The organism is Arthrobacter sp. TJ-217 (assembly GCF_058269255.1).
In genome coordinates, this window is record NZ_JBZCNJ010000009.1 from 38,762 (window position 1) to 64,267 (window position 25,506).

The 25,506-nt window shown below is 68.6% G+C and carries 21 protein-coding genes and 1 riboswitch; of the genes, 15 read left to right on the forward strand and 6 right to left on the reverse strand.

The genetic code is table 11. The features are described 5' to 3' along the window. Positions 1 to 22: 22 nt before the first annotated feature. Positions 23 to 4,183 carry a Pls/PosA family non-ribosomal peptide synthetase gene (locus AC4D2R_RS15215; RefSeq protein ID WP_490940973.1) on the forward strand — a complete coding sequence of 1,387 codons (4,161 nt, stop codon included), beginning with the start codon at positions 23 to 25 and terminating at the stop codon, positions 4,181 to 4,183. Positions 4,184 to 4,504: 321 nt separating this feature from the next. Beyond that, positions 4,505 to 5,386 carry an AfsR/SARP family transcriptional regulator gene (locus AC4D2R_RS15220; RefSeq protein WP_490940974.1) on the forward strand — a complete coding sequence of 294 codons (882 nt, stop codon included), beginning with the start codon at positions 4,505 to 4,507 and terminating at the stop codon, positions 5,384 to 5,386. Positions 5,387 to 5,415: 29 nt separating this feature from the next. On the opposite strand, the gene AC4D2R_RS15225 is transcribed toward AC4D2R_RS15220, so the two are convergent. Together AC4D2R_RS15225 and hutH are read right to left on the reverse strand one after the other, a co-directional pair. Continuing rightward, positions 5,416 to 6,246 (reverse strand): siderophore-interacting protein, encoded by an 831-nt coding sequence (locus tag AC4D2R_RS15225; protein ID WP_490940975.1) that lies wholly within the window; start codon positions 6,244 to 6,246, stop codon positions 5,416 to 5,418. A 101-nt stretch (positions 6,247 to 6,347) separates the two neighbouring features. Then, on the reverse strand, positions 6,348 to 7,949 hold the full coding sequence (hutH, locus tag AC4D2R_RS15230) for a histidine ammonia-lyase (RefSeq protein WP_490940976.1): 1,602 nt from the start codon (positions 7,947 to 7,949) through the stop codon (positions 6,348 to 6,350). Between the two features lie 103 nt (positions 7,950 to 8,052). Here hutH and AC4D2R_RS15235 point away from each other — a divergent pair, with 103 nt between their 5' ends. The 6 genes from AC4D2R_RS15235 (at position 8,053) to AC4D2R_RS15260 (ending at position 15,180) form a co-directional block, all read left to right on the forward strand. Next, positions 8,053 to 8,721, forward strand: coding sequence for an IclR family transcriptional regulator (locus AC4D2R_RS15235; RefSeq protein WP_490940977.1), 669 nt, complete (start codon positions 8,053 to 8,055; stop codon positions 8,719 to 8,721). After that, complete coding sequence (gene hutU, locus AC4D2R_RS15240; protein WP_490940978.1) at positions 8,718 to 10,415, forward strand: urocanate hydratase; 1,698 nt, start codon at positions 8,718 to 8,720, stop codon at positions 10,413 to 10,415. The genes AC4D2R_RS15235 and hutU overlap by 4 nt, the downstream gene beginning before the upstream one ends. A 90-nt stretch (positions 10,416 to 10,505) precedes the next feature. Then, on the forward strand, positions 10,506 to 11,714 hold the full coding sequence (locus AC4D2R_RS15245; protein WP_490940979.1) for an allantoate amidohydrolase: 1,209 nt from the start codon (positions 10,506 to 10,508) through the stop codon (positions 11,712 to 11,714). A 10-nt stretch (positions 11,715 to 11,724) separates the two neighbouring features. After that, positions 11,725 to 13,143 (forward strand): formimidoylglutamate deiminase, encoded by a 1,419-nt coding sequence (locus AC4D2R_RS15250; protein WP_490940980.1) that lies wholly within the window; start codon positions 11,725 to 11,727, stop codon positions 13,141 to 13,143. Beyond that, positions 13,140 to 14,345: an imidazolonepropionase gene (gene hutI / locus AC4D2R_RS15255; protein ID WP_490940981.1), complete on the forward strand. Its 1,206-nt coding sequence runs from the start codon at positions 13,140 to 13,142 to the stop codon at positions 14,343 to 14,345. Before AC4D2R_RS15250 ends, hutI begins: the two co-directional genes overlap by 4 nt. A 52-nt stretch (positions 14,346 to 14,397) precedes the next feature. Continuing rightward, positions 14,398 to 15,180, forward strand: coding sequence for a CPBP family intramembrane glutamic endopeptidase (locus AC4D2R_RS15260; RefSeq protein WP_490940982.1), 783 nt, complete (start codon positions 14,398 to 14,400; stop codon positions 15,178 to 15,180). A 4-nt stretch (positions 15,181 to 15,184) separates the two neighbouring features. Here AC4D2R_RS15260 and AC4D2R_RS15265 read toward each other — a convergent pair whose 3' ends face one another. Beyond that, positions 15,185 to 15,955 (reverse strand): glycosyltransferase family 2 protein, encoded by a 771-nt coding sequence (locus AC4D2R_RS15265; RefSeq protein ID WP_490940983.1) that lies wholly within the window; start codon positions 15,953 to 15,955, stop codon positions 15,185 to 15,187. Between the two features lie 23 nt (positions 15,956 to 15,978). Further along, on the reverse strand, positions 15,979 to 16,620 hold the full coding sequence (locus AC4D2R_RS15270; RefSeq protein ID WP_490940984.1) for a VOC family protein: 642 nt from the start codon (positions 16,618 to 16,620) through the stop codon (positions 15,979 to 15,981). Between the two features lie 107 nt (positions 16,621 to 16,727). Then, positions 16,728 to 16,844, forward strand: a riboswitch (SAM riboswitch). A 68-nt stretch (positions 16,845 to 16,912) separates the two neighbouring features. Here AC4D2R_RS15270 and AC4D2R_RS15275 point away from each other — a divergent pair. The 3 genes from AC4D2R_RS15275 (at position 16,913) to AC4D2R_RS15285 (ending at position 19,768) form a co-directional block, all read left to right on the forward strand. Continuing rightward, positions 16,913 to 18,229, forward strand: coding sequence for a bifunctional o-acetylhomoserine/o-acetylserine sulfhydrylase (locus AC4D2R_RS15275; RefSeq protein WP_490940985.1), 1,317 nt, complete (start codon positions 16,913 to 16,915; stop codon positions 18,227 to 18,229). Positions 18,230 to 18,235: 6 nt separating this feature from the next. Then, positions 18,236 to 19,378 (forward strand): homoserine O-acetyltransferase MetX, encoded by a 1,143-nt coding sequence (gene metX, locus AC4D2R_RS15280; RefSeq protein WP_490940986.1) that lies wholly within the window; start codon positions 18,236 to 18,238, stop codon positions 19,376 to 19,378. A gap of 147 nt (positions 19,379 to 19,525) precedes the next feature. Beyond that, a complete protein-coding gene (locus AC4D2R_RS15285; RefSeq protein WP_490903857.1) occupies positions 19,526 to 19,768 on the forward strand; it encodes a hypothetical protein in 243 nt (80 codons plus the stop codon). Between the two features lie 119 nt (positions 19,769 to 19,887). On the opposite strand, the gene AC4D2R_RS15290 is transcribed toward AC4D2R_RS15285, so the two are convergent. Then, positions 19,888 to 20,700 (reverse strand): SGNH/GDSL hydrolase family protein, encoded by an 813-nt coding sequence (locus AC4D2R_RS15290; protein ID WP_490941109.1) that lies wholly within the window; start codon positions 20,698 to 20,700, stop codon positions 19,888 to 19,890. Between the two features lie 222 nt (positions 20,701 to 20,922). Here AC4D2R_RS15290 and AC4D2R_RS15295 point away from each other — a divergent pair, with 222 nt between their 5' ends. Further along, the gene (locus AC4D2R_RS15295; protein WP_490940987.1) at positions 20,923 to 21,597 is read left to right on the forward strand and encodes an alpha/beta hydrolase; all 675 of its coding nucleotides are present in this window, start codon (positions 20,923 to 20,925) and stop codon (positions 21,595 to 21,597) included. A gap of 14 nt (positions 21,598 to 21,611) precedes the next feature. On the opposite strand, the gene AC4D2R_RS15300 is transcribed toward AC4D2R_RS15295, so the two are convergent. Further along, entirely contained in the window at positions 21,612 to 21,863 is a 252-nt protein-coding gene (locus AC4D2R_RS15300) for an RNA-binding S4 domain-containing protein (RefSeq protein ID WP_490940988.1), read from the reverse strand. A 51-nt stretch (positions 21,864 to 21,914) separates the two neighbouring features. Here AC4D2R_RS15300 and AC4D2R_RS15305 point away from each other — a divergent pair, with 51 nt between their 5' ends. The 3 genes from AC4D2R_RS15305 to AC4D2R_RS15315 all read left to right on the forward strand — a co-directional run bounded on the left by AC4D2R_RS15305 (position 21,915) and on the right by AC4D2R_RS15315 (position 25,447). Continuing rightward, on the forward strand, positions 21,915 to 23,003 hold the full coding sequence (locus tag AC4D2R_RS15305; protein WP_490940989.1) for a DMT family transporter: 1,089 nt from the start codon (positions 21,915 to 21,917) through the stop codon (positions 23,001 to 23,003). Between the two features lie 147 nt (positions 23,004 to 23,150). After that, entirely contained in the window at positions 23,151 to 24,539 is a 1,389-nt protein-coding gene (locus tag AC4D2R_RS15310; RefSeq protein WP_490940990.1) for a glycine--tRNA ligase, read from the forward strand. Beyond that, positions 24,539 to 25,447, forward strand: coding sequence for a GNAT family N-acetyltransferase (locus AC4D2R_RS15315; protein ID WP_490940991.1), 909 nt, complete (start codon positions 24,539 to 24,541; stop codon positions 25,445 to 25,447). Before AC4D2R_RS15310 ends, AC4D2R_RS15315 begins: the two co-directional genes overlap by 1 nt. Positions 25,448 to 25,506: the final 59 nt, after the last annotated feature.

A 25,506-nucleotide genomic window follows, 5' to 3' on the forward strand; every position in this document is an offset into this window, starting at 1 on the left:
GCAGAAGAGATTGGAGACCTGAATGGGGCGACATGTAGCCGAACCGGTTACCGCCAGCAGGGCGTTCACCCGCACCCACCGCTCAAACGGGCGCGTCATGGATGGCGTGCGCACAAAGCCGCTGGCCCGCCCTGAACAGGGCGTCCGGTGGACACCGGGCGAGCGGTTGAACCACCTGTTCGAGGACCGGTGCGACCGGCTGCGGAGCGAAGGCCGAAGCAGCCAGCTTGCTGTCGATGCCGAAGATGTCACCCTCACCTATGACGAACTCGATGCACGGGCCAACCAGCTCGCCCGCCACCTGCTGGCGCAGGGAGCACGCCCCGGCGACCGGATCGCCCTGCTGTTCGACCTGCCCTGGTGCGCCTACGTCGGAATGCTCGCCGTCCTGAAGATCCGTGCCGCGTATGTCCCTTTGGACCCGGGATTCCCGCCGGACCGGCTAAAGTACATTCTCGACGACGCGAACGTGGCGCTGGTGGTTTCACTGTCCCACCTCGAGGAGCTCGTGCCCGAAGGGCGCAGGGCCCTGTTCGTCGACACGGAGCAGCCCCGGATCGATGCCCAGGATCCCTCACGGCTCGACGCAATCCCCGGACAGGACGGGGCAGGCGAGTTGGCCTACATCATTTACACCTCGGGTTCGACGGGCAGGCCCAAGGGCGTGGCGATCGAGCACGCCAGCATCTGCAACTTCGTTCGGGTTGCCGCCGACATCTACGGGGTGGCACCCACCGACCGGTTCTACCAGGGCATGACAATCGCCTTCGATTTCTCGATCGAGGAGATCTGGGTGCCGTGGATGGCAGGAGCGACGCTCGTTCCGAAACCCCGCGGATCGAGCCTTCTCGGTGCCGACCTCGCCGACTTCCTGCGCGAGAAGCACGTCACCGCCATGTGCTGTGTGCCCACTCTCCTGGCGACGATCGACGACGACCTGCCGGAGCTTCGGTTCCTCCTCGTCTCCGGGGAGGCCTGCCCGCGCGACCTCATTGCCCGCTGGCACCGGCCCGGCCGGCGTTTCCTCAACGTCTACGGCCCCACCGAAGCCACAGTCACTGCCACCTGGGCCATCGCTGATCCGCGCGAGCCGGTCACCCTCGGCGTCCCCCTTCCCACCTACTCCGCGGTCATCCTCGACCCGCATGAATCCCGGGAGGTGCCGCGCGGGGAAGTGGGCGAAATCGCCCTGGCCGGCATCGGCCTCGCCAAGGGCTACGTCAACCGCCAGGACCTCACCGACCGCGCCTTCATTCCGGACTTCCTCAACCTCGCCAACAACCCGTCGGGGCGGATCTACCGCACGGGGGACCTCGGCCGGTTCACCGAGGCGGGCCAGATCGACTACCTCGGCCGGATCGACACCCAGGTCAAGATCCGCGGCTACCGCATCGAACTGACGGAAATCGAATCCGTGATGCTGAAAATCCCCGGGATAGCTCAGGCGGTCGTCACCACCCACGAGTCGAGTCCGGGAAACACTGAGCTGGCCGCCTACTACAGCCTCCGCAAGGACACCGAGGCCATCGACGAGGCAATGATCCTTGAGGTCCTCCGCGATCGGCTGCCCGGGTACATGGTGCCGGCCTACCTGGACCGGCTCGAGGTCATACCGATGCTCACCAGCGGCAAGGCCGACCGCAAGTCCCTGCCGAAGCCCGTCAGCAAGCTCAGCGCCGTCAGCAGCAGCGGTACCTACACCGCACCCGTCACCGCGGCGGAGGAGATCCTCGCCGATGCCCTGGCCGCCGTGCTCCAGGTCGAAAAGGTTTCAACAACCGACCACTTCTTCAAGGATCTCGGCGCGAACTCCTTGCTGCTTGCCCACTTTTCCGCCCGGCTGCGCAACGACGGGCGGGTTCCGCCGGTTCCAATGCGCGAGATCTACCTCAAGCCGACGATCGCGTCCCTCGCCGCCTCGCTGGGCGAACCGACGGGAGCCACGGCGGCCCAGCTGGTCCACCCCGACAGCCCACCGCCGGCACCGGCAAGCACGGCGTCCTACGTGCTGTGCGGGACCCTGCAGGCGCTGTTCTTCCTCGGTTCGACCTTCGCCGCGTCACTGCTGCTGCTTGTGGGCTACCGGTTTGCCTCCGGAGGCGACACGCTCGGCGAGGTGCTCTGGCGTTCGTTCGTATTTGGGACGGTGAGCTTCGTTGTCTTCGCCCTGCTGCCCATCGCCGCCAAATGGCTCCTCATCGGCCGGTGGAAGGTGCAGGAGATCCCCATCTGGTCGATGCGCTACCTCCGGTTCTGGCTGGTGAAGACCATCCTCCGGGGCAGCCCCCTGAGGATGTTCGTCGGAACCCCCGTCTATGTGCTCTACCTGCGGGCGCTTGGCGCGAAGGTTGGCCGCAATGTCGCGATTTTCGCCTCGGCAGTGCCGATCTGCACCGACCTGCTCACCATCGGTGACGGAACGGTCATCCGGAAGGACGCCGCGTTCAACGGTTACCGCGCCCACCGGGGGACGATCCAGACCGGGACCGTGACTATCGGGGCCGACGTCGTGATCGGCGAGGCGGCGATCCTCGACATCGGCTCGTCGATTGGTGACGGCTCGCAGCTTGGACACGCCTCGTCGCTGTATGCGTCCCAGGCCATCCCGGCGAACGAGCGGTGGCACGGATCGCCGGCCCAGCGCAGCACCACTGACTACCGGGCCGTGGCCCCGGCCAACTGCAGCCCCCGCCGACGCATCACGTACGGCACCTTCGCCGTGATCAACCGTGTCTTCCTCGTGGCTCCGATCGGCCTCGCCGGTCTTGCAACGCTTATCCCGATGTACACCACCACGGAGCACCTGAACCACACAGACCTGATGTTCTATGTCGACACCCTGACGTTCTCATTCCTGCTGTTCTTCGGAGCCGTAGTGACCGGGCTGCTCTTCGTCGTGACAGTGCCCCGACTGCTGAACCTCTTCCTCAAGCCCGGGAAGGTGTACCCCCTCTACAGCCTGCCGTACATGCTTCACCAGGCCATAGCAGGGATGACGAACCTGAGGTTCTTCATGGAGCTGACAGGGGACAGTTCGCTGATCGTCCACTACCTGCGGCTGCTGGGCTACAAGCAGCCGGGCCTTGTCCAAACCGGCTCGAACTTCGGCGTGGCGCTCAAGCACGAGAACCCATTCGCGGCGACCATCGGCAGCGGCACAATGGTCGCCGATGGTCTCTCGATCATGAACGCCGACTTCTCCAACAGCTCATTCAAGATCTCGCCCACTTCGATCGGCTCGCGCAGTTTCTTCGGCAACAACATCGTCTATCCCTCGGCGGGAAGGACTGGGGACAACTGCCTGCTAGCCACGAAGGTCATGGTTCCCATTGACGGGCCTGAGCGGGAAGGAGTCGGCCTGCTCGGCTCGCCGCCGTTCGAAATCCCGCGCTCGGTGCAGCGTGACAGCGAGTTCAAGGCGATTCGGCCCGAGGAGCTGAAGACGCAGCTGCGCGCCAAGAACGGCCACAACGGGTTTACCATTGCCTTCTTCCTGATCAGCCGCTGGATCTACACTTTCGTTGCCCTCGTCATCGGATCCTTCGGCGTTGCCCTTCACACCATTTTCGACGTCCTCGCTGTCGCAGCGTGCTTCACCGTACTGCTCGTATTCACCACCTTCTACTTCGTCCTCATCGAGAGGGCCTCCCTCGGATTCCGCAGGCTGAACCCCCTTTTCTGCTCGATCTACGACAACCGCTTCTGGCGCCACGAGCGCTTCTGGAAGCTCAGTGCAATCTCCTACCTGGATTTCTACAACGGAACCCCGTTCAAAAACCTCGTGTGGCGGATGCTCGGTGTCCGGGTCGGACGAAGGGTCTTCGACGACGGCTGCTCAATTCCGGAGAAGACAATTGTGTCGATCGGCGACGACTGCACCCTCAACGCCCTAAGCACCATCCAGTGCCACTCGATGGAGGACGGAGCATTCAAGGTCGAAGGGATCACGATCGGAGCCGGCTGCACCGTCGGCGTCAACGGCTTCATCCACTACGGGGTCACGATGGGCGACGGGGCGGTGCTTGAGCCCGACTCCTTCCTCATGAAGGGCGAGGACCTCCCCGCAGGCAGCCGCTTCGGCGGCAATCCGGCCCAGGAGCTCACGCGCTCCGCCGTCGGCCTTCCCGCAGCAGCGAAGGCCGAAACACATCCGCGCCGTAAGGCCCTGCCCTACGTGGGCTGAAAAGCAGGTGCCATACCCGCAGAGGAGCGGGGCAGAGACGCTGCCCCGCTGCACGGCTACTCGTACGGATACTCATAGACAACACGGTTCACACTTGTCTTCCGCCTGATCCCGCGGAACGAGTACCCGTGTTCCTTGTCCGACGCCTTCGGACCGTGCCACGGTTGCTGCAGACCGTCCGATATGGCCCGACAGAAAGGATTTTGGCCATGAACCTCGGGCGATTGTAAGAGTGTTGTCTCGGAGAAATTGAAGAACCTTATGGAACTAGAGGCGGAATTCCCAAGGTCCATCTCCGTAAAGTTGATCGGCGACTTTTCAGTGACGCGTGGGGACGGCACGGTCCTGCGCGCCGGAGATTTGGGTGGATGTAAGACACGGCTGATCCTTGAGCTGCTCCTGGTGCAGCTCGGTACTCCCGTGTCGAAGGACCGTTTGATCGAAGTGCTGTGGGGCAGGCGGGCTCCAAGCGGTGCAGTGGCCACACTGGAAAGCTATGTCAGTGCCCTGCGCAGGACCATCCAGCCGGGGCACACGCGGACCGGGCCCTTGCGGACCGCCAATGGCGGATACGTGCTCGACGCGAAGCTTGTCGACCTGGATCTGGCGCGCTTCCGCCACCTCGTCCGTTCCGCGGGGCGGTGCACTCCGGCCGAGGCGTATTCCCGCCTGCTGGCGGCACTTGAGTTGTGCACGGGACCCTTGCTGGGGCATGAGCTGACGTCGGAGTGGGCGGAGGAAGCCCGCCTCGACCATGCCGCCACGGCGCAGGAGGCACGGATCAAGGCCGCCGAAACCGCTTCACTGCTTGGTGAACCGGGCGAAGCGATCCGCCTGGCACAGACCGCCGTCTCGAATGACCAACTCAGCGAACGGGCCTGGAACTCTTTGATCGTCGCCTTCGAAAATGCGGGGATGGCGGCCGAGGGTCTCTCGGCGTTCGAGCGCTGCCGGAGAATTTTCGGCACCGACCTCGGCTGCAGTCCGGGACCGGCCCTCCAGGCCGCCTATCGGCGGCTGCTTCGACAGACGGCCGAGGCCGACGCCGACCTGTCCGACGAGCTCGCCGCGCTGCTGTACCTTGGCAGGCGCCTTCACGGAACCGGCGCATCCCAGGTCACTGACAACGGCCGCGAATTCAACAGCGAGATCGCCGGCCGGATCCTCGACACCTTCATCCAGCGAGCACGCGAAGCAAGTTAGGGGCCGTCAGGGCCGACCCGGCGCCCAGCTCAGTCGAGGATCTTGCCGATCGGTTCACGCTTCTCGGCCTGGAACCGGTCCTCGGCGCGGCCGTACGCCCAGTAGCCCGAGAGCGAGACCTGGTCGCGCGCAAGCCCGCGCTGTTGGAACAGGACGTCGCGCAACGCCTTCATGGCGCCGCGCTCGCCGTGGACGAATGCGTCAACCCGGCCGTCGGGCCAGTCGGCGGAGGCCACCGCGTCGGCCAGCAGCGACGTCGTGCCCGCCGGGCGGCCGCGACGGAACAGCCAGCGGACCGCGACGCCCTCGGGCGCAATGAGGGGTATGGTGTCCGCCTCGGAGTCCACTTCGAGCCAGGCCGTGCCTGTGGCACCCTCCGGGAGTGCCTCAAGGCCTGCCGCGATGGCGGGGAGGGCCGCCTCGTCGCCGGCGAAGAGGTACCAGTCCGCGTCGGCCCGCGGAGACCACGCCCCCGACGGCCCCATGAGCACGAGACGGTCGCCGGGCCGGGCGTGTGCAGCCCACGGGCCGGCGACCCCTTCGTCGCCGTGGACAACGAAGTCGATGGCGAGCCGCTGCCGTGCCGGATCCATCCACCGGACCGTGTAGGTGCGCTTGACCGGGAGATCCTCAGGCGGGAGTTGGACCGCAAGCGCTTCGAGGTCGTAGGGGGGATGGAGTCCGAGCTCGGGACGGGCGAAGAGCAGCTTGACGTACTTGTCGGTGTTGTCGTTGGGGTTCAGGTCGGCGAATCCCTCGCCGCCTGCAACCACACGGACGAGGTGCGGGCTGACCCGGGTGGTCTCGAGGACGCTGAGCACCACCTGGCGGCGGGGCTTCTTCACGGCAGGTGCGGTCATGGCAGGGTGCGGCTCTTTTCCGAGGAGGGTTTGTTAGCCAACCCTAACAAACGTCGGGGGCGCCCCGGGCGGCCGGGGCACCAGCGGCCCGCGCCGTCGCGTCAGACCAGTGCCGCTCCCAACGCCTCCTCGGCGGCTCCGACCAGGGCGCCGTTGTCCACGAGCACCCGGGCCGCCTCGATCTCCGGGGCGAGGTAACGGTCGGTTCCAGGGCCTTCGACCTCCCGGCGCAGCGCCCGCCGGACGGAGGCGATTGCCTCGGAACTGCGCGCCACCGCGATACCGCCGTCGCGCATGTCGAGTGCGCGGGCGGCGGTGAGGATCTCGATGGCAAGGACGCGGGTGAGCCCGTCGAGGGCGCGGCGCAGCTTCAGGCCGGCCGCCCAGCCCATTGAGACGTGGTCCTCCTGCATGGCGGAGGAGGGGATGGAGTCGACGGATGCCGGATTGGCCAGCCGCTTCAGTTCGGAGACGATGCCGGCCTGGGTGTACTGGGCGATCATGTGGCCCGAATCAACGCCCGGGTCATCGGCGAGGAAGGCGTTGAGCCCGTGGCTGCGCGCCTTGTCCAGGAACCGGTCGGTGCGGCGTTCGCTCATCGAGGCGACGTCGGCGACGGCGATGGCGAGGAAATCGAGGACGTACCCGACCGGGGCGCCGTGGAAGTTGCCGTTCGACTCGATCCGGCCGTCCGGGGTGATCACAGGATTGTCGATGGCCGATCCGAGTTCAATGTCCGCCACCGAGCGGGCGTGGGCAAGCGTCGCGCGTGCCGCCCCGTGGACCTGAGGCGCACAGCGCAGCGAGTAGGCGTCCTGGACGCGGGTGAAACGGTGCCGGCCGGTCTCCGAGGTGAGCTGGTCGCTGATGAGCGCGGAGCCCCTGAGGAGCGAGCGGATGTTGGCGGCGGAGTCGCGCTGGCCCGGATGCGGGCGCAGCGCATGGAGGTCCTCGGCGAAGACGGCGTCGGTGCACAGCAGTCCCTCAACGCTCATGGCTGCGGCAAGATCCGCCGTTTCCAGCAGCCGCTGCAGGTCCGCTGCGGCGAGGATGAGCATCCCCAGCATCCCGTCGGTGCCGTTGATCAGGGCGAGGCCCTCCTTCTCCCGCAGTTCGACCGGAGCGATGCCTGCTTCGGCGAGGGCTTCGGCCGCGGGAACAAGCGCCCCGCCGCCGGTCCGCACGGTGCCCTCGCCCATCAGCGCCAGCGCCACGTGGGAGAGGGGGGCGAGGTCCCCGGAGCAGCCGAGCGAGCCATACTCGCCAACGACCGGGGTGATTCCCGCGTTCAGCATCTGTGCGTACGTCTGCGCCACAACCGGGCGGACGCCCGTGCGTCCGGTCGCCATCGTCGAAAGCCGCCCCAGCATCAGCCCGCGCACCACCTCGCGGTCCACCTCGGCCCCTGAGGAAGCGGCGTGGCTGCGGATCAGGCTGCGCTGGAGCTGGGTGCGCTGCTCAAGGGGAATGTGCTTGGTGGCCAGGGCCCCGAAGCCCGTTGAGACCCCGTAGTGGGGAGTGGGGTCGTCGGCGAGTTGCTCGACGACGCGCCGCGAGGCGGACATCGCCTCGACGGCTTCCGGAGCCAGGGACACCGGGGCGCCATAGCGGGCCACGGCAACGACGTCGTCCGGGCTGAGCGCGCCGGTACCGATGGTGACGGTGCCGAGGGTGACTGTCTCGGCGGTCGGATGAGCGGTCATGGGGGAGCCTCGCTTCGCGGAGCACTCAAAAGTATTGCCATTGAGTGAAAATGGAGTTTCAATAAGTGAAATACAAATGGAACCTATGCGCAAGGGGATTCCGGTGGGCGATACCTCAACCCGAACCGTCGAGCGGGCGTTGCTGCTCCTCGGCGCCGTGTGCGAGCGCGGAACCGTCACCCTGGCCGAGGCCGCGCGCGATGCGGGGCTCTCCGCCTCAACCGCGCTGCGGCTGCTGCGGACCCTCGAATCCACAGGCTTCGTACGCCGTGACGACGCCGGCGGGTACCGTCCAGGGCTGCGGGTGGTGCAGCTCGGGGCGCAGGCGCTCAGCTCCGAATCGCTGGTTTCCCTCGCCGAGGCCGCCCTCGACCGGCTCGTGGGCCTCACCGGGGAATCGGCCTACCTCAGCGTCCCCTCCCACGACGGGCACGGCGTCTACCTCGCCGTCAGGGAAGGAACGCACTCCGTCCGGCACGCCAGCTGGGTTGGCCGGAGCATTCCGCTCCAGGGGACGGCGGTGGGTGCAGTGCTCTCCGGCGACGTCCCCGAATCCGGCTACGTCGTGGTGCGCGACGGCGTGGAGTCCGACGTCACCGCCATCGCCGCCCCGGTCCACGCCGGAGGGCGCATCGCCGCGGCCCTGAGCGTTGTCGTGCCCAGCTACCGCATCAGTGAAGACCAGTCAGCCGGGATCGGCGCGCATGTGGCCCGCGAGGCCGCGGGCATCCTGCCCGGCATCCCAGAAACCCCTGAAGGAGAAACAGCATGAGCCCCACCGAGGCCAGCGGCACCGCGTCCCCTGCCACAACCCACGATCCGTCCCGGAACATCCGCGCAGCCCGCGGAACGGCGCGGACGGCCAAGAGCTGGCAGACCGAGGCGCCGCTGCGGATGCTCATGAACAACCTCGACCCCGAGGTGGCCGAGCGGCCCGAGGACCTGGTGGTGTATGGCGGAACGGGCCGTGCCGCCCGCAGCTGGGAGGCCTACGACGCCATCGTGCGCTCGCTCGAGGACCTCGAGGACGACGAAACCCTGCTGGTGCAGTCGGGCAAGCCCGTGGGCATCTTCCGCACCAACCCCTGGGCCCCCCGGGTGCTGCTGGCCAACTCGAACCTTGTGGGGGACTGGGCCACCTGGCCAGAGTTCCGCCGGCTCGAGGCCGAGGGACTGATGATGTACGGGCAGATGACCGCCGGGTCCTGGATCTACATCGGCACCCAGGGGATCCTGCAGGGCACCTTCGAAACCTTCGCCGCCATTGCAGAGAAGCGCTTCGGGGGCACCCTCGCCGGAACCCTCACGCTCACCGCCGGCTGCGGCGGCATGGGCGGGGCTCAGCCGCTGGCCGTCACCCTCAACGGGGGAGCGGTGCTCATTGTCGACGTTGACGAATCGCGCCTGCGCCGCCGCGTCGCCAAGCGCTACCTGGACACCGTGGCCGACTCGCTCGACGACGCCGTCGCGCAGGTCCTCGCCGCCAAGGCGGAAAAGCGGGCGCTGTCGGTCGGCGTCGTGGGCAACGCCGCCGAGGTGTTCCCGGAACTGCTCGAACGCGGCATCGGCATCGACATCGTCACCGACCAGACCTCCGCACACGACCCGCTGAGCTACCTCCCCGAAGGGGTGGCCCTCGAGGACTGGCCACGGGAGGCCGCGGCGGACCCGGTGGGCTTCACCAAGAAGGCCCAGGCCTCAATGGCCCGCCACGTCGAGGCGATGGTCGGTTTCCTCGACGCCGGCGCCGAGGTGTTCGACTACGGGAACTCGATCCGCGACGAGGCCCGCTCCGGCGGGTATGCCCGTGCGTTCGACTTTCCCGGTTTCGTCCCCGCCTACATCCGCCCGCTGTTCTGCGAGGGCCTCGGGCCGTTCCGGTGGGTCGCCCTCTCCGGGGACCCGGCCGACATCGCCGTCACCGACGCCGCGCTTAAAGAACTGTTTCCCGAGAACACCCATCTTCACCGCTGGCTTGACGCCGCCGCCGAACACGTCGAGTTCGAGGGCCTCCCGGCGCGCATCTGCTGGCTCGGCTACGGCGACCGCGCCAAGGCAGGGCTGCTGTTCAACCGGCTCGTCGCCGAAGGCAAGGTCTCCGCGCCCATCGTCATCGGCCGCGACCACCTCGACTCGGGCTCCGTCGCATCGCCCTACCGGGAGACCGAAGCCATGGCCGACGGATCGGACGCCGTGGCCGACTGGCCGCTGCTCAACGCCCTGCTCAACACCTCCTCCGGCGCCACCTGGGTTTCGATCCACCACGGCGGCGGGGTCGGCATCGGCCGCTCCATCCACGCCGGCCAGGTCTCGGTTGCCGACGGCACGGAGCTCGCCGCGCAGAAGCTCGAGCGGCTCCTGACGAACGATCCCGGAATGGGCGTCATCCGGCACGTCGACGCCGGCTACCCCCGCGCCGCCGACGTCGCCGCCGAACGCGGCGTGCGCATCCCGATGCAGCAGTAGCCGGCCGCGCGGTCCGGTATCAACGCCCGGCCGCCCTCCGCCACGGAACGCCGACCGCGTTCGCCCTCGCCCAGACCCCCCGGAGGCTTGATGGATTCCGTTTCAACCCTGCTCGACTCGATCACCGGTGTCGGCCGCGACGCGCGCCGCGGCGGGTACTCCCGCCCTGTCTATTCAGCGGCGGAGAACGAGCTGCGCGAATGGTTCGAAACCGAGGCCCGCAAACGCGGACTGGCTGTGGAGACCGACCGTAACGGCATCCTGTGGGGGTGGTGGGACGTGCCGGGCGCCGGACGTACCGGATCCCTCGTCACCGGCAGCCACCTCGATTCGGTGCCGGGCGGCGGAGCCTTCGACGGACCCCTTGGGGTCGCCTCGGCCCTCGCCGCGGTCGACATCCTGCGCGGGCGCGGCGTGCAGCCGAACCGCGCGCTCGCCATCACCGTCTTCCCTGAGGAGGAGGGCTCACGGTTCGGTGTTGCCTGCCTCGGCTCCCGCCTGCTCACGGGCACCATCGATGCCGACAGGGCGCGCAGCCTCACCGACGCCGACGGCACGAGCTTCGCCGATGCCTCCCGCGCCGCCGGGCTCGACCCCTCCCGGATGGGGCGCGACGACGAGGCGCTGAGGAATATCGGGGACTTCATCGAACTCCACGTCGAACAGGGCCGCGGGCTCGCCGACCTCGATTCCGCCGTCGCGGTCGGTTCCTTCGTGCTCGGCCACGGACGCTGGCGGCTCTCGGTGCACGGGCAGGGCAACCATGCCGGGACCACCCTTATGGCCGACCGCGCCGACCCGATGGTTGCCGCGGCGCAGATCGTTCTCGCGGTGCGGGAGGCCGCACGCGCCCAGGAGGATGCACGGGCCACAGTGGGACGGCTTCAGCCGGTGCCCGGCGGCACGAACGTCATCGCCTCGCGCGTTGACCTGTGGCTCGATGTGCGCCACCCCGACGACGCCGTGGCCGCCGCCCTCGTGGAGAGGATCCACGGCAAGGCCCAGAAGGCCGCGGCCTTCGAGGGCTGCTCGGTGACACTCACCGAGGAATCCCTCAGCGGAACCGTCGCCTTCGACCCCGCCCTCCAGCGCGGGCTCGCCAACTCACTGGGCGGTGCGCCGGTGCTTCCCACCGGCGCCGGGCACGACGCCGCGGTGCTCTCCGGAATCGTTCCCTCGGCCATGCTCTACGTGCGCAACCCGACCGGGATCAGCCACTCCCCGGAGGAACACGTCGAGCGCGACGACGCCGACGCCGGAGCGTCGGCGCTCGCCGATGTGCTTGAGGACCTGCTGTGAGGCGCACACCGTGAGGCCGGTGTGGTGCGAATCGGCGTGGCGGGAGGGCCGGGGCATCACCGCGGGTGTGCGGGCCCGGCTCAGGCATGACGGAACAATCGACTCCGTCGAAACCGGAGTGCCCGCGGAGGACGGCGACACGGTGCTGCGGGGCGTCGTCTTCCCCGCAGCGGCCAACGCCCACTCCCACGCCTTCCACCGGGTGCTGCGGGGGCGCACCCATGCCGGGGGCCCGGGCAGCTTCTGGACCTGGCGGGAGCAGATGTACGCCGCGGCTCGCACCCTCACCCCTGAGCTGTACGAGGAACTCGCCACGGCGGTCTTCGCGGAGATGGTTGTGACCGGCTGGGCAAGTGTGGCCGAATTCCACTACGTGCACCACCGCGGGAACGGAACGCCGTACGGCTCGTCCGCCGGAGCCGCGGGCGGCGCAGACCCGAACCCGGCGGACGAGCCGCACGCCATGGAGTTCGCCCTCGCCCGCGCCGCCGAAGCGGCGGGAATCCGGCTGACCCTGCTCGACACCTGCTATCTCACCGGCGGCTTCGGGGTTCCCCTCGAACCCGCTCAGGCCCGGTTCGGCGACGGTTCCGCTGCGGCCTGGCTCCGCCGGCACAGCTCCCTCCGCCGGGCCCTTGCCGGCCGGTTTCCGGAATCCCCGGTTGTCCTCGGGGCCGCGATCCACTCGGTGCGCGCGGTCCCCGAAGCGGCCCTGGCCGAACTCGCCGCAGGGCTCCCGCCCGAGACACCGCTGCACATCCACCTCTCGGAACAGCCCGCCGAAAACGAGGCCTGCCTCGCGGCGACGGGGCTTACGCCCGCCGGTCTCCTGGAGCGCCACGGGCTGCTGAGCGGGCGGCTCTCCGCCGTCCACGCAACCCACCTCACCCGCGGGGACATCGGCCTGCTTGGCGGTGCCGGTGCGACAGTGGTGATGTGCCCGACCACCGAGGCCGACCTCGCCGACGGCATCGGGCCCGCCCTTGAGCTGCAGCGGGCAGGTGCGCGCATTGCCCTGGGCACCGACCAGCACGCGGCAATCGATCCCTGGCTTGAGATGCGCTCCCTTGAATACGGCGAGCGGCTTTCCTCGGGGCAGCGGTCCCGCTTCACCGCCGACGACCTCCTCGCCGCAGGCAGCGGCAACGGGCTTGCCGCCCAGGGCCGCCCGGCCGCCGGGCTTGAGCCCGGACAGGTCTGCGACCTGATGGCGGTCGACCCCGCATCACTGCGCACCGCAGGGAGCAGCCCCGGGCAGCTCGTCTTTTCCGCAACGGCCGCCGATGTCACCGACGTCGTCATCGGAGGCCTTCCCCGGGCCCGCAACGGCCGGCACCTGCGGCTCGGGGACCCCGCCGCCCTGATGGCGGCCGCCATCAGCCACCTCGACGCCGCGGCCTCCGGCGCCGCCACCCAGGAGCAGCAATGAGTTCGACCCTCGTCACCAACATCGGTGAGCTGACAACGCAGGACGCCGAGCAGCGGGTCCTCCCGAATGCAGCGGTCGTCCTCGAGGGCGGGAGGATCAGCTGGATCGGGCAGGCAGCCTCGGCCCCGGCCGCCGATACGGTCCACGACGCCGCCGGCCGGGCCGCCCTGCCCGGGTGGGTCGACAGCCACACCCACCTGGTCTTCGCCGGCGACCGCACCGCCGAGTTCGAGGCGCGCATGGCGGGGGAGGCGTACGCCGCCGGAGGGATCGCCGTCACCACCGAGGCCACCCGCCGGACCGGCGACTACGACCTCACCCGGCTCCTGCTCGGACGCGTGGAGGAGGCCGCCTCCGGCGGCACCACCTACCTTGAGACGAAGACCGGCTACGGGCTCGACGTCGAGCAGGAGGCCCGAAGCGCGCGGATCGCCGCGGGTGCCGTCGACGAAGTGACTTTCCTGGGGGCGCATCTCGTTCCGGCCGGAATCAGCGCCGACGACTACACGGAACTTGTCTGCGGGCCGATGCTCGAGGCCGTCCGCCCCTACGCTGCATGGGCCGACGTGTTCTGCGAACGCGGAGCGTTCACCCCCGAGCAGAGCCGGGCCGTGCTCGCCGCCTGCCGGGACGCCGGCATGGGCCTGCGCGTCCACGGGAACCAGCTCGGCCACGGCGAGGGCGTGGCGCTCGCCGTGGAATTCGCCGCCGCGAGCGTCGACCACGCGAACTATCTCAGCGATGAGGACGTCGACGCCCTTGCCCAGTCCTGGTCGGGCTGGGACGGCGGCGAAGGGCGCGGAACCGTCGCAACCTGCCTCCCGGCCTGTGATCTTTCGACCCGGCAGCCGTTCCCTCCCGCCCGGCGCCTCATCGACGCAGGGGTGCAGCTGGCCCTGGCGAGCAACTGCAATCCCGGCACCTCCTACACCACCTCGATGGCCTTCTGCGTTACCACCGCCGTCCTGCAGATGGGACTGAGCGTCTCCGAAGCGGTCCGTGCCGCCACGTACGGCGGCGCCCTGGCCCTGGGCAGGCACACGGGAACCGACGCGGACGGTGCGCGCGCCGTCGGTTCCCTCGCCGTGGGCCACCGCGCGGACCTGCAGTTGCTCAACGCACCCTCGGTGACCCACCTCGCCTACCGCCCGGGCATGCCCCTGACCGGCGCAGTGTGGCGCAACGGGCAACGGATCCGCTGACGCTTCATCCCTTTGGCTGTGAATCCGCCGCTTCCGCTGGAAAGATAGGCCCATGCGCGCTCCCACCGCCCCGGCCGGCCGGCTAGATACGGCGCAGCGCCGCCGCACCACCGGCGAAATCCTCCTGGTGCTCGGGCTTTCCCTTGGGCAATCCGCCGTCTATTCGATCGTCGACCTGCTCGAGAAGCTCAGCCGCGGGCCCCTCTCGGCGCAGACCAGCACCCTGAACCCGGTGCTCAACGACCGCGAGTACTTCGACCTCGCCTATCAGCTTCTCGGAATCTTCTTCGCCCTGGTTCCGGTGGCGCTTGTCCTGTTCCTGCTCAGCGCCGGCGGGGGATCGGTGTTCCGGAAGATCGGGCTCACCTTCGAGAAACCCGCCGTCGACTTCGGACTGGGACTCGGCCTCGCCGCGGGCATCGGCGTCGGGACCCTCGGGGTCTACGCCGCCGGACGGGCGCTGGGGGTCACGACGGCGATCGTCCCTGCGGCCCTCGACGCCTACTGGTGGACGGTTCCGGTGCTCGTGCTCTCCGCCCTGAGGCACGCACTGCTCGAGGAAGTCATCGTGGTGGCGTACCTCTTTGAACGCCTGCGTGCCCTCGGCTGGTCGGCGCCGGCCATCCTTGTGACGAGCGCCCTGCTGCGCGGCAGCTACCACCTGTACCAGGGCATCGGACCGTTCCTCGGAAACGCGGCAATGGGGCTCGTGTTCGGTTACATCTACACCCGGACCCGGCGCGCCATGCCGCTCGTCGTTGCCCACGCCGCCCTCGACATCACCGGGTTCGTCGGGTTCGCCCTGCTCGGACCGGCAATCGGGGTGGGCGGCTGAGCATTCAGGGCAGGTGGGCTGACCCGCCGGGCGCGGAACCGCCGGGTCCCGCTCCGGCGCGCAGATGGCGCAGGCCGGTGCGCAGCACCCCGTAACGGCGGATCCTGCGCATCGACGTGGCGACTCTCAGCCGCCGGTCGATGCGGACCGCCCGCCGGCCGAACGTGCGGGCCACCCGAAGGGTGAGCTCGACATCCTCGTCGCGCTCATCGGTCGACGAGCGGGGGAAACCGCCCGCGCGCTCATAGGCGGACGAGCGGACGGCAAGGTTGTGGCCGGCGACAATGCGAAGGCAAGCCGGGTCGCGGTGGCGCAGCGCGAGGGCTCCGCGGAGGGCAGGGAAGAGGAAGGCGAGGAGCACGCCGTCAAACCGGCGCCGGTAGGCGTCCGGCAGGGGCACGGACGTGCCGCCCAGCAGTTGCACCGAGGGGTGCCCGGCGAAATTGCGGCGGATCCGCGCCGTCCAGTCCGGCCGGGGTTCGCTGTCGCCGTCGGTGCGCGCCACCAATGGAAAACCGTCGGCGATGGCCCTGCGGAAACCGGTGTCGGCCGCCGCGCCGGTACCCTTCTGCTCCTCATCGAGCACCACGAGCGGAAAGTCGCGCCTAAGCCGGCCAAACGCCTCGATGCGCACCCGGGTGTCATCCGACGAGCCGTTGTCCACCACATAGAGCACCATCCCGGTGCGCTCCGACTGCCGGTACAGTGCCTCAAGGGTGCGGCCGATCCCGGGCTCGTTGAACACCGGGACCACGACGGCGAGCCGCTCGGCCATGCCGGTCTCCGGGGGATCCGGTACTAGATCTCGACGCGGCCGTTCGCGGTGTCGAAGGTCACCGACATGAGCCCCGGGGTGCCGTTTGGCGCAATCCACTTGACCGAGACATCGCCCAGGGGCGCTTCGACGGGCATTCCGAGCCACTCGGTCACGCGTGCGCATGAGCCGGCGATGGTCAGCGAGTCGAGCCGTGCGGTCGCAGGGCGTGCCTGCGAGGGGTGGAGTGCTTCGGTGCCGTCGTCCCAGCGCAGCAGGTAGGGGACCTGCGGATCGGCGATGAGGCCCTTGATGCCGATCTGCTGCCAGGTGAGTTCCTGGCCGTCGGGGAACTTGCGGTTGCCGGGCACGGCGCGCCGGCCCAGGCGCTCTTCGAACGGCGTGAGGTCATCGACTGCGACTACCCAGCCCATCCAGCCACCGCCTGCTTCGGACCGGGACCGCACGGCCTGGCCGAAGGGTGCCTTGTCCGAGGCGGGATGGTTCAGGGTCTCGACCACCTCGACGTACTGGCCGTTGACGAGGGGCAGAATCATGTTCCGTGTGCCGAAACGGGGGTGGACACCACCCTTCACCGCTTCTACGCCCAGCGCGGCCGAAATACGCTCCGCGGTGGCAGCGAGTCCATCAGGTTCAGAGGCATAAGAAACATGGTCCAAGCGCATGGCTACATAGTGGCACTTTGTGACGCCCGTCTCGACTTAGGGGCACCTTACTTAACGGGAAGTCATATGGGTTGCCGAAATCCGGTCCCTCGGCTTTCATTGAGGCAGGTCATGAGTGCCAGCACACAGCCCCGGCTTGCTGGCCGGCAACCCTCCAACCGCGGTGGGGTGCCCCGGGTGAAGACCAGGCGCAGCGTCACAGGGATGCTGCGCAAGCGCGGGTCCTTACCGATCCACCGTCGCCTCGATGGCGCGGCGTCGACGGGGCCCCTTGAGCACCAAAGGGAGCGCCATGTCCAGCAACTGGTCTTTTGAAACCCGGCAGATCCACGCCGGCCAGACCCCCGATTCAACAACCGGCGCGCGTGCGCTGCCCATCTACCAGACGACGTCGTTCGTCTTCCCCAGCGCCCAGAGCGCCGCCGACCGCTTTGCCCTCACGGAGCTTGCCCCCATCTACACGCGCATCGGCAACCCCACCCAGGAGGCCGTTGAGACGCGCATCGCCTCACTCGACGGAGGGGTGGGTGCCCTCCTGCTCGCCTCGGGGCAGGCGGCCGAAACCTACGCCATCCTCAATATCGCCGAGGCGGGCGACCACATCGTTGCAAGCCCGAGCCTGTACGGGGGCACCTACAACCTCTTCCGGCACACCCTCAGGAAATTCGGGATCCAAACCACCTTCGTCGAAGACCCCGACAACCTCGAGCAGTGGCGGGCCGCCGTCCAGCCCACCACCAAGGCGTTCTTCGGCGAGGTCGTCTCCAACCCCCGCCAGGACGTGCTCGACATCGAGGGGATCAGCGCGGTCGCCCACGACAACGGCATCCCGCTGATCGCCGATGCGACAGTTTCGACCCCGTACCTCATCCGGCCCATCGAGTGGGGTGCCGACATCGTTGTCCACTCCGCCACGAAGTACCTCGGCGGACACGGCACGGCCATCGGCGGCGTCATCGTCGACTCGGGCCGCTTCGACTACGGCCGCGACCCGGAGAAGTTCCCCGGCTTCAACACCCCGGATGAGAGCTACCACGGGCTTGTCTACGCCCGGGACCTCGGGGTCGGAAGCGCCTTTGGGGCCAATCTCTCCTACATCCTCAAGGCGCGCGTGCAGCTCCTGCGCGACCTCGGCTCAGCGATCTCCCCGTTCAATGCCTTCCTGATCGCACAGGGCCTCGAGACGCTCAGCCTGCGCATGGAGCGCCATATCGCCAACGCCCGCGCCGTCGCGGAGTTCCTTGAGCTGCACGACGACGTCGAATCCGTTGCCTATGCCGGACTGCCCTCCAGCCCCTGGTACGAGCGCGGGCTGAAGTACGGGCCGAACGGCACCGGCGCCATCGTCTCCTTCGACATCGCCGGCGGAATCGAGGCCGGCAAGCGCTTCGTCGACGGGCTCGAACTCCACTCCCACGTGGCGAACGTCGGGGACGTGCGCTCCCTGGTGATCCACCCGGCTTCAACAACGCACAGCCAGCTCGGAGCCGAAGCGCAGCTCACGGCCGGAGTCCGCCCCGGTCTCGTGCGCCTTTCGGTCGGGCTGGAGAACATCGCGGACATCCTTGCGGACCTCGACGCCGGTTTCCGCGCCGCGAAAGGGGCTTAGCGCGGCGTGAGTGTCTATCCTCCCGGCGCCGCCCGCGCGAGCACCGAGGCCCCGCACCGCAGCTCCGACGGGCTGCTGCGCACCGCGGCGATCGGGGCCCTGGGGCTCGAAACGGGCGGCAGCCTGCCCGAAGTCAGCCTTGCCTACGAGACGTGGGGAACGCTCGACGCCGACGCGTCGAACGCCGTCCTGATCCACCACGCCCTGACCGGAAGCTCCCATGTGGCCCGCGGTGCTTCCGATGAGGAAGGGTGGTGGGACCCCCTCGTGGGTCCGGGCAGGGCCATCGACACCGACCGCTACTTCGTTGTGTGCGCGAACATGCTGGGGGGCTGTTACGGTTCCACCGGCCCCACGAGTCCGGACCCGTCGGGACGCCGCTGGGGTTCGCGTTTTCCCTTCGTCACAATCCGCGACTCGGTTGCCGCTGAGGCTCGTCTTGCCGACCAGCTGGGCATACGCCGCTGGCATTCGGTGCTCGGAGGCTCCCTTGGCGGGGCCCGGGCCCTCGAATGGGCCCTGATGTATCCGCACCGCGTGGCCCGCTGTGCCGTCATCGCGTGCACGGTTGCGAGCTCCGCTGAGCAGATCGCCTTCGGGCAGGCGCAGCTGCAGGCGATCCGGCTCGATCCGGCCTTCGCCGGCGGCGACTACGACGAGGCAGACCCGCCCGCGGCCGGGCTCGGGCTGGCGCGGCGCATCGCGCACATCACCTACCGGTCGGAATCCGAGCTTGAGGACCGTTTCGGCAATGCCGCCCAGGGCGCCGAGCGGCCCCTCGGGGCCGCACGGTCGGTGGAGCGGGGCCGTTACTCGGTTGAAAGCTACCTCGACCATAAGGCGGAGAAGCTCGCCGAGCGGTTCGACCCCAACAGCTACCTCATCCTGACCGAGGCTCTGATGAGCCACGACGCCGCCCGCGGGCGCGGATCGGTGGAGCAGGCGCTCGGAGGGGCCACCGCCGAGTTCCTCATCGCAGCGGTTGATTCGGACCGGCTGTACCTGGCCGAACAGTCCTACCGGCTTGCCGCCGCCCTACCGGGGGAGGTGCCGGTGTCGCTGATCACCTCGCGCATCGGCCACGACGCCTTCCTCGCCGAAACCGCTCAGCTTGGCCGCCTGCTTGAGCGGGCGTTCTACCCGCGGTAGCTCCAACCCGCGCACGGGGCAACTTCCCCGACGGGCCCGGATTGCCCGTTGGGTTTGCCCGGGATCGCACCTAGGCTCGGACTGAGCGTGCCGGGCATGCCTCCGGCGTGTCTTTTCAACCTTTCCACACTGCAGGAGGAGCTGTTAATGGAACTGAACACGATCGGCTGGAACGAAGAAGCACGCCAAAAGATCCTGCTTGACGCCGACCGGGCGCTGCAGGAGGCGGTGAAGGAAGCGGCGCAGACCCTCGGCGGGCGCAGCCGCGAGGAGGTCTACGAGTTCCTCTTCCAGAAGCTCCAACCCCAGTTCGTCGACTTCCAGCCGGGGCCGGACCTCAGCACGTACGCCGACGCCGTCGCGAACGGTGAGGTGGACGCCGGCAGCTAGGACGCCGGCCGCCAGGACAGCGGCGGGGAGGCCTGGCAGGGCAGGTGGAAAACGCCGGGCAGGTGGAAAATGCCGGCCACCGCGGTGCGGACGCAGCGCCGGCGCCGGCCGGGCTGCCGCTAGGCGCCCGGCGGCATCCCCGGGCCGAAAATTGCGGAGGCCTCGGGGCGCTTGGGAGCCCGTCCGTCTCCGGACGAGCGGTGGCGCAGCCGGCGAAGCACCCAGGGCACGAAGTACTCGCGCGCCCAGACGAAATCCTCAGCGCGCGCGGTGCGCCAGTTCTTCACGGGAACCGCCTTGGGATGCAGCGGCTCAAGGGTGTGGTTCACCGCGAGCGTGTCGAGGACCATGATGGCGATCGTATGGTGCCCCAGCGGCGAAAAATGAAGGCGGTCCTCAGACCACATCTGGGGATCAACCAGCTCGCGCAGCGCCCACATGTCGGCAACCACCGCCTCGTGCCGTGCCGCAACGGTGCGGAGGTTCTCATTGAAGATCGCGGCCTTGGACCTCACCGTACCGAGAACGCTGTCGCGGACATCCGGGGCGGTGAACAGAACAACCGTCGCACCCCCGCTTGACAGCTCCTGGACCGCCGCATCGAGGCGCTCGGCAAGGCGGTCGGGGTCTCCGCCGGGCCGCAGCAGGTCGTTCCCGCCTCCCGAAATCGAGATCAGGTCGGGGTGGAGTGCAAGGGCCGGCTCCACCTGCTGGTCGACGATCTGCTGAAGCAGCCGCCCGCGCACCGCAAGATTGGCGTAGGAGAAGCTGCTGCAGCCGCGGCCGAGCTCCTCGGCCACCCGGTCGGCCCAGCCGCGGTTGCCGCCCATGCTTTCCGGGTTCGGGTCGCCGATTCCCTCGGTGAAGGAATCACCGAGGGCCACGTAGCGCCGCCACGGGTGCGGCAGGCCGGCGGCCTGGTCGTCGCGCACGGGTTCCGGCGGGCGCTCGGCAGCGGACGCATCGCCTCCCGTCCCGGAGAGGGAGTCGTCGGGCTGCTCGGAAAGTTTTGGTTGCACAGTTCCATCCTGCCAAGTCCCTACCCTCTTTAGCGAGCGAACGCCCACCCCGTGACGTGGGCAACGGCCGGCCGGGTGCAGCGGCGGCTTCCGCCCGATTCCGCGGCACAGAGGGCTGCGTGCCAGAATATCGGAATGACAAATCCCGGATCCGACGCCGTCTCCGCCCCCGTCCGGGAGCCTGTGGCCCTGTGGTCCCGGCCCCCCGAGCAGCGCGCCGGCACACCGCTGCTTGTGCTTTTCCACGGCTACATGGCAGACGAAGCTGACCTCATGGGGCTCGCCGACCACCTGCCCGGAGAATTCACGGTGGTGTCGGTGCGCGCCCCGCACGCCGCCGGACAGGGCTTCTCCTGGTTCCCGCTCGCACGTGACGCCGACTATTCGGTCGAAGCCGTCGTCGACGCCGTCGCACGGGTGGGCCAGTGGCTCGAGTCGGTGAAGGGAGCCCATTCAAGCGTCAGCCTCCTCGGCTTCTCGATGGGGATGGGCGTTGCCACCTCGCTGCTGCGCAACCGCCCCGAGGACTTCGCAAGTGTTGTTGGGCTCTCCGGGTTCGCGGTGCCGCATCAGGAGCACCCGTTCTTCAAGGACGATGCACTCGCCGCGGCTTCGGTGCCGTTCTTCTGGGGACGGGACCAAGAGGACGCCGTGATCGCACCGGAGATGATCGAGTACACGCACCGGTGGCTGACCTCACACACCAAGCTGACCAAGGTGCTCTACTCCAACATGTGGCACAGCATCAGCCAGCAGGAACTCGCCCACGTACGCGAGTTCCTCACCCTCACGGTGCTCAACCGGGCCTAGCGCCGCCGCCCGTGTCAGCCCTTGAGGATGCGCACGCTCTGCCCGTTGACGCTCACTGTGTCGCCGGGATGGAGCTGGCGTCCGCGGCGTTCTTCGATCTCCCCGTTGACGTGGACGAGCCCGTTGTCGATCAGGGTCTTTGCCTCGGCGCCGTCTTCGGCAAGTGAAGCGAGCTTCAACAGCTGGCCCAGCCGGATCATGTCGTCGCGGATCGGGAGGTCGCTGACGTTTTCCGCCGGATTCTTCGCGTTGAATTCGCTGTTCATGTTCCAATTCTGCACGACCGGCCGGCAGTCCCGGTCGACTAAACTTGATCGGTGATCAAACCCTCCTCCCTTTCCCCACTGATCGGCCTGCCGCTGGCGCTGGTGGCCGGTACGGCCATCCCGCTCCAGGGCAGAATCAATGGAGCGTTGGGGAGCGTCCTTGACGACGGGCTTGCGGCAGCCTCGGTGAGCTTCGGCACGGGGCTCGTGCTGATGATCCTCATCTCCCTGGCACTGCCGCGGGGACGGGCGGGCTTCCGCACGATCGTCCCTGCGGTGAAGGAGCGCCGTTTCCCTCCGGTGTATCTCGCGGCGGGAGCCATTGGGGCGTTCTTCGTGTTCTCGCAGTCCCTGACCATCGGGATCATCGGCGTGGCACTGTTTTCCGTCTCCACCGTCATGGGCCAGGCCCTCAGCGGGCTCCTCGTCGACCGTGCGGGGCTGGGGCCCGCGGGCAAGAAGCCTGCGACGCCCATGCGGATCATCGGCGTGGTGCTGACCGTCGTGTCGGTGGCGTGGACCGTGTCGCCGCGGTTCGGCACCGCAGAGGAGGCATCCTCGCTCGTGCTCCCCGTCCTGCTCCCCGTCGCGGCCGGGATCCTGATCAGCTTCCAGCAGGCGATGAACGGTACCGCCGCCATGCACTACGGCACCCCGATCACCGCCACGCTCGTTAACTTCATCACCGGATCGGCGGTCCTGTTCGCGGCCTGGGCGCTGAAGGTCCTCCTCGCGGGACCGGGAAACCCGCTGCCCGCCGAGTGGTGGTACTACCTGGGTGGGCCCATCGGCTGCGTGTTCATCGGGCTCGGGGCGGTGCTGGTGCGCACCCTGGGCGTCCTGTTGACCGGGTTGGGGCTGATCGGCGGCCAGCTCATCGGCTCGCTGCTGCTCGACCTCGTCTTTCCGGCACCGGGCACGGTCGTGGTCTTCGCGACCGTCGCCGGCACCCTCCTGACCCTCGGGGCGATCGTGCTCACCACCCTGCCGTGGCCGCGACGCCCCTTCCGCCGCCCCGGTCCGGTCCCGGCGGGACGGAACGCCGGGAAGTCAGCTCCGGATACGGCGGGCCGGGGCACGGCAGGCCCTGACGCCGCGGGCTCTCCGCAGGGTCCCGGACACCCGGCGGAGAGCCCGTAGCCAACCGACGCTTATTCGGCCCGGGGCACCGCTGCCGGTAGGCTAATGGACGAACTTCACCACCGGAATACCGCAGTCCCGCTTTCGGATTCCGCCCACCCCTGCGGACCGCACCCAGCGGCCCGCTGACGACCGGAGAACCATCCCATGGCAGCACCCAAATCAGCGCTCGACCCGATCATCTCCCTCGCCAAGCGGAGGGGCTTCGTCTTCCAGTCGGGGGAAATCTACGGGGGTTCCCGCTCCGCCTGGGACTACGGGCCCCTCGGCGTCGAGCTCAAGGAAAACATCAAGCGGCAGTGGTGGCAGTCGATGGTGCGCGGACGCGAGGATGTCGTCGGTCTCGACTCGGCCGTCATCCTTCCCCGCAAGGTGTGGGAGGCTTCCGGGCACGTTGAGGTCTTCAGCGACCCGCTCGTCGAATGCCTCAACTGCCACAAGCGGTACCGCGGGGACCACCTCGAGGAGGAGTACGAGGAGAAGAAGGGCCGCGCGCCCGAGAACGGGCTGCTCGACATCACCTGTGCCAACTGCGGCACCAAGGGCCGCTGGACGGAGCCGCAGCGCTTCTCCGGCCTGATGAAGACCTACCTCGGCCCGGTGGAGAGCGAGGAGGGGATGCACTACCTGCGCCCCGAGACCGCCCAGGGCATCTTCGTGAACTTCAACAACGTGCTGACCACGGCCCGGAAGAAGCCCCCGTTCGGCATCGGCCAGATCGGCAAGAGCTTCCGCAACGAAATCACCCCGGGCAACTTCATCTTCCGGACCCGGGAGTTCGAGCAGATGGAAATGGAGTACTTCGTCGAGCCGGGCACCGACGACGAGTGGCACAAGTACTGGATATCCAACCGCTTCGACTGGTACACCGACCTCGGCATCAATCCCGAGAACCTGCGCCTCTTCGAGCACCCCCTGGACAAGCTCAGCCACTACTCCAAGGGCACCACCGACATCGAGTACCGGTTCGGATTCCAGGGCTCCGAGTGGGGCGAGCTCGAAGGCATCGCCAACCGCACCGACTTCGACCTCTCGACCCACTCGAAGCATTCGGGCACCGACCTGAGCTACTTCAACCAGGGCACCAACGAGCGGTTCATGCCGTACGTCATCGAGCCGGCCGCGGGCCTGACGCGATCCTTCATGGCGTTCCTCGTCGATTCGTACACCGAGGACGAGGCTCCCAACGCCAAGGGCGGCGTCGACAAGCGCACGGTGCTCAAGCTCGACCCGCGCCTGGCACCGGTGAAGGCTGCTGTGCTTCCGCTCAGCCGCAACGAGGACCTCTCACCGAAGGCGAAGGAACTCGGGGCGCAGCTGCGCAGGACCTGGAACATCGACTTCGACGACGCGGGCGCCATCGGCCGCCGCTACCGCCGCCAGGACGAGATCGGGACCCCGTTCTGCATCACCGTCGACTTCGAGACCCTCGAGGACCAGGCGGTCACCATCCGCGAACGCGATTCGATGGCGCAGGAGCGGGTTTCCCTCGACAAGGTCCAGGGTTACCTCGCCGAACGCTTGATCGGCGCCTGATGCCGCTGGAATACCGTGCCTGGCAGGACGGGGACGACCTCGAGCTGCTGCAGCTGTGGGGCGGGCCGGAATCGGCTCCCTCGGAGCAGTTCCGCGGCTCGTTCCGCCCGCCGTCGGACACCCCGTGGAACCGCTGCATCACGGCGGTCGACAAGGGCATTCCCGTGGCGGCCGGATTTGTCTATGAGACGGCGCTGCACCCCGAGCGGCTCTGGTGCTATGTCGAGGTGGCGCAGGACCACCGCCGGGCGGGGGTCGGTTCCACGCTGCTGACAATGCTGCGCCACGAGGCGGAGACGGCGCCCTCCGGCGTGCCGGCGCTGCGCAGCAAGGTGCAGCCCGGAACCAGCGGCGCGGGCTTTGCCGCGGCCGTCGGCTTCTCGACGATCCAGCGTTCCCGGATCCTCGTCGTGAGTCCGGGTGCCCTTGCCGCGCCCCGGTTCGATGACGCCTCCGGGCCGCAGCTTGAGGAAGCGGCAACCGGGTCCGTCGAGCTGACCCGGGCCGTCGCCGACTTCTACAACGCCGTCCACGGCTGGGACCGCGCCGACATGACGCTCGGGCGGGCGCAGCAGCTGCTCCTCGCCGATTCGACCGGGGCGGGAGGGGCGATCGTGCTGCGCGACAAGCCAAAGAACGACGGCGGCAGGATCGCGGCGTTCGCCGTCAGCTACACCTCCGCGCGCACCGACAACCCGGCCGATGTGCTGCTGGGCTATGACACCACGCTGCCGCCGGCCGAGCAGGAGGCCGCGGTTGCAACGCTGCTGGCGATGCTTGTGCACCAGTACCCGGTGCAGCTCGAAGTCGACGACTCGATGACGGCGCTGGTCAACGTGCTCGAGCCGCTGCTTGCTGCCGGGAGCGTCGCACCCGCGGCGCCGGAGACGCTCGTCGTCGGCGGATAGCCGGACAACGGGAGGCCTGCAGGACCGGCAGCACGGCCTGCGTGCCGGCGGCACACTCC

Excerpts from the sequence above, each read along its gene's own strand:
- AC4D2R_RS15215 (WP_490940973.1), top strand. The coding sequence starts at position 23 with ATGGGGCGACATGTAGCCGAACCGGTTACCGCCAGCAGGGCGTTCACC.
- AC4D2R_RS15225 (WP_490940975.1), bottom strand. The coding sequence starts at position 6,246 with ATGACCGCACCTGCCGTGAAGAAGCCCCGCCGCCAGGTGGTGCTCAGC.
- hutH (WP_490940976.1), bottom strand. The coding sequence starts at position 7,949 with ATGACCGCTCATCCGACCGCCGAGACAGTCACCCTCGGCACCGTCACC.
- hutU (WP_490940978.1), top strand. The coding sequence starts at position 8,718 with ATGAGCCCCACCGAGGCCAGCGGCACCGCGTCCCCTGCCACAACCCAC.
- AC4D2R_RS15245 (WP_490940979.1), top strand. The coding sequence starts at position 10,506 with ATGGATTCCGTTTCAACCCTGCTCGACTCGATCACCGGTGTCGGCCGC.
- hutI (WP_490940981.1), top strand. The coding sequence starts at position 13,140 with ATGAGTTCGACCCTCGTCACCAACATCGGTGAGCTGACAACGCAGGAC.
- AC4D2R_RS15260 (WP_490940982.1), top strand. The coding sequence starts at position 14,398 with ATGCGCGCTCCCACCGCCCCGGCCGGCCGGCTAGATACGGCGCAGCGC.
- AC4D2R_RS15265 (WP_490940983.1), bottom strand. The coding sequence starts at position 15,955 with ATGGCCGAGCGGCTCGCCGTCGTGGTCCCGGTGTTCAACGAGCCCGGG.
- AC4D2R_RS15270 (WP_490940984.1), bottom strand. The coding sequence starts at position 16,620 with ATGCGCTTGGACCATGTTTCTTATGCCTCTGAACCTGATGGACTCGCT.
- AC4D2R_RS15275 (WP_490940985.1), top strand. The coding sequence starts at position 16,913 with ATGTCCAGCAACTGGTCTTTTGAAACCCGGCAGATCCACGCCGGCCAG.
- AC4D2R_RS15285 (WP_490903857.1), top strand. The coding sequence starts at position 19,526 with ATGGAACTGAACACGATCGGCTGGAACGAAGAAGCACGCCAAAAGATC.
- AC4D2R_RS15295 (WP_490940987.1), top strand. The coding sequence starts at position 20,923 with ATGACAAATCCCGGATCCGACGCCGTCTCCGCCCCCGTCCGGGAGCCT.
- AC4D2R_RS15300 (WP_490940988.1), bottom strand. The coding sequence starts at position 21,863 with ATGAACAGCGAATTCAACGCGAAGAATCCGGCGGAAAACGTCAGCGAC.
- AC4D2R_RS15310 (WP_490940990.1), top strand. The coding sequence starts at position 23,151 with ATGGCAGCACCCAAATCAGCGCTCGACCCGATCATCTCCCTCGCCAAG.
- AC4D2R_RS15315 (WP_490940991.1), top strand. The coding sequence starts at position 24,539 with ATGCCGCTGGAATACCGTGCCTGGCAGGACGGGGACGACCTCGAGCTG.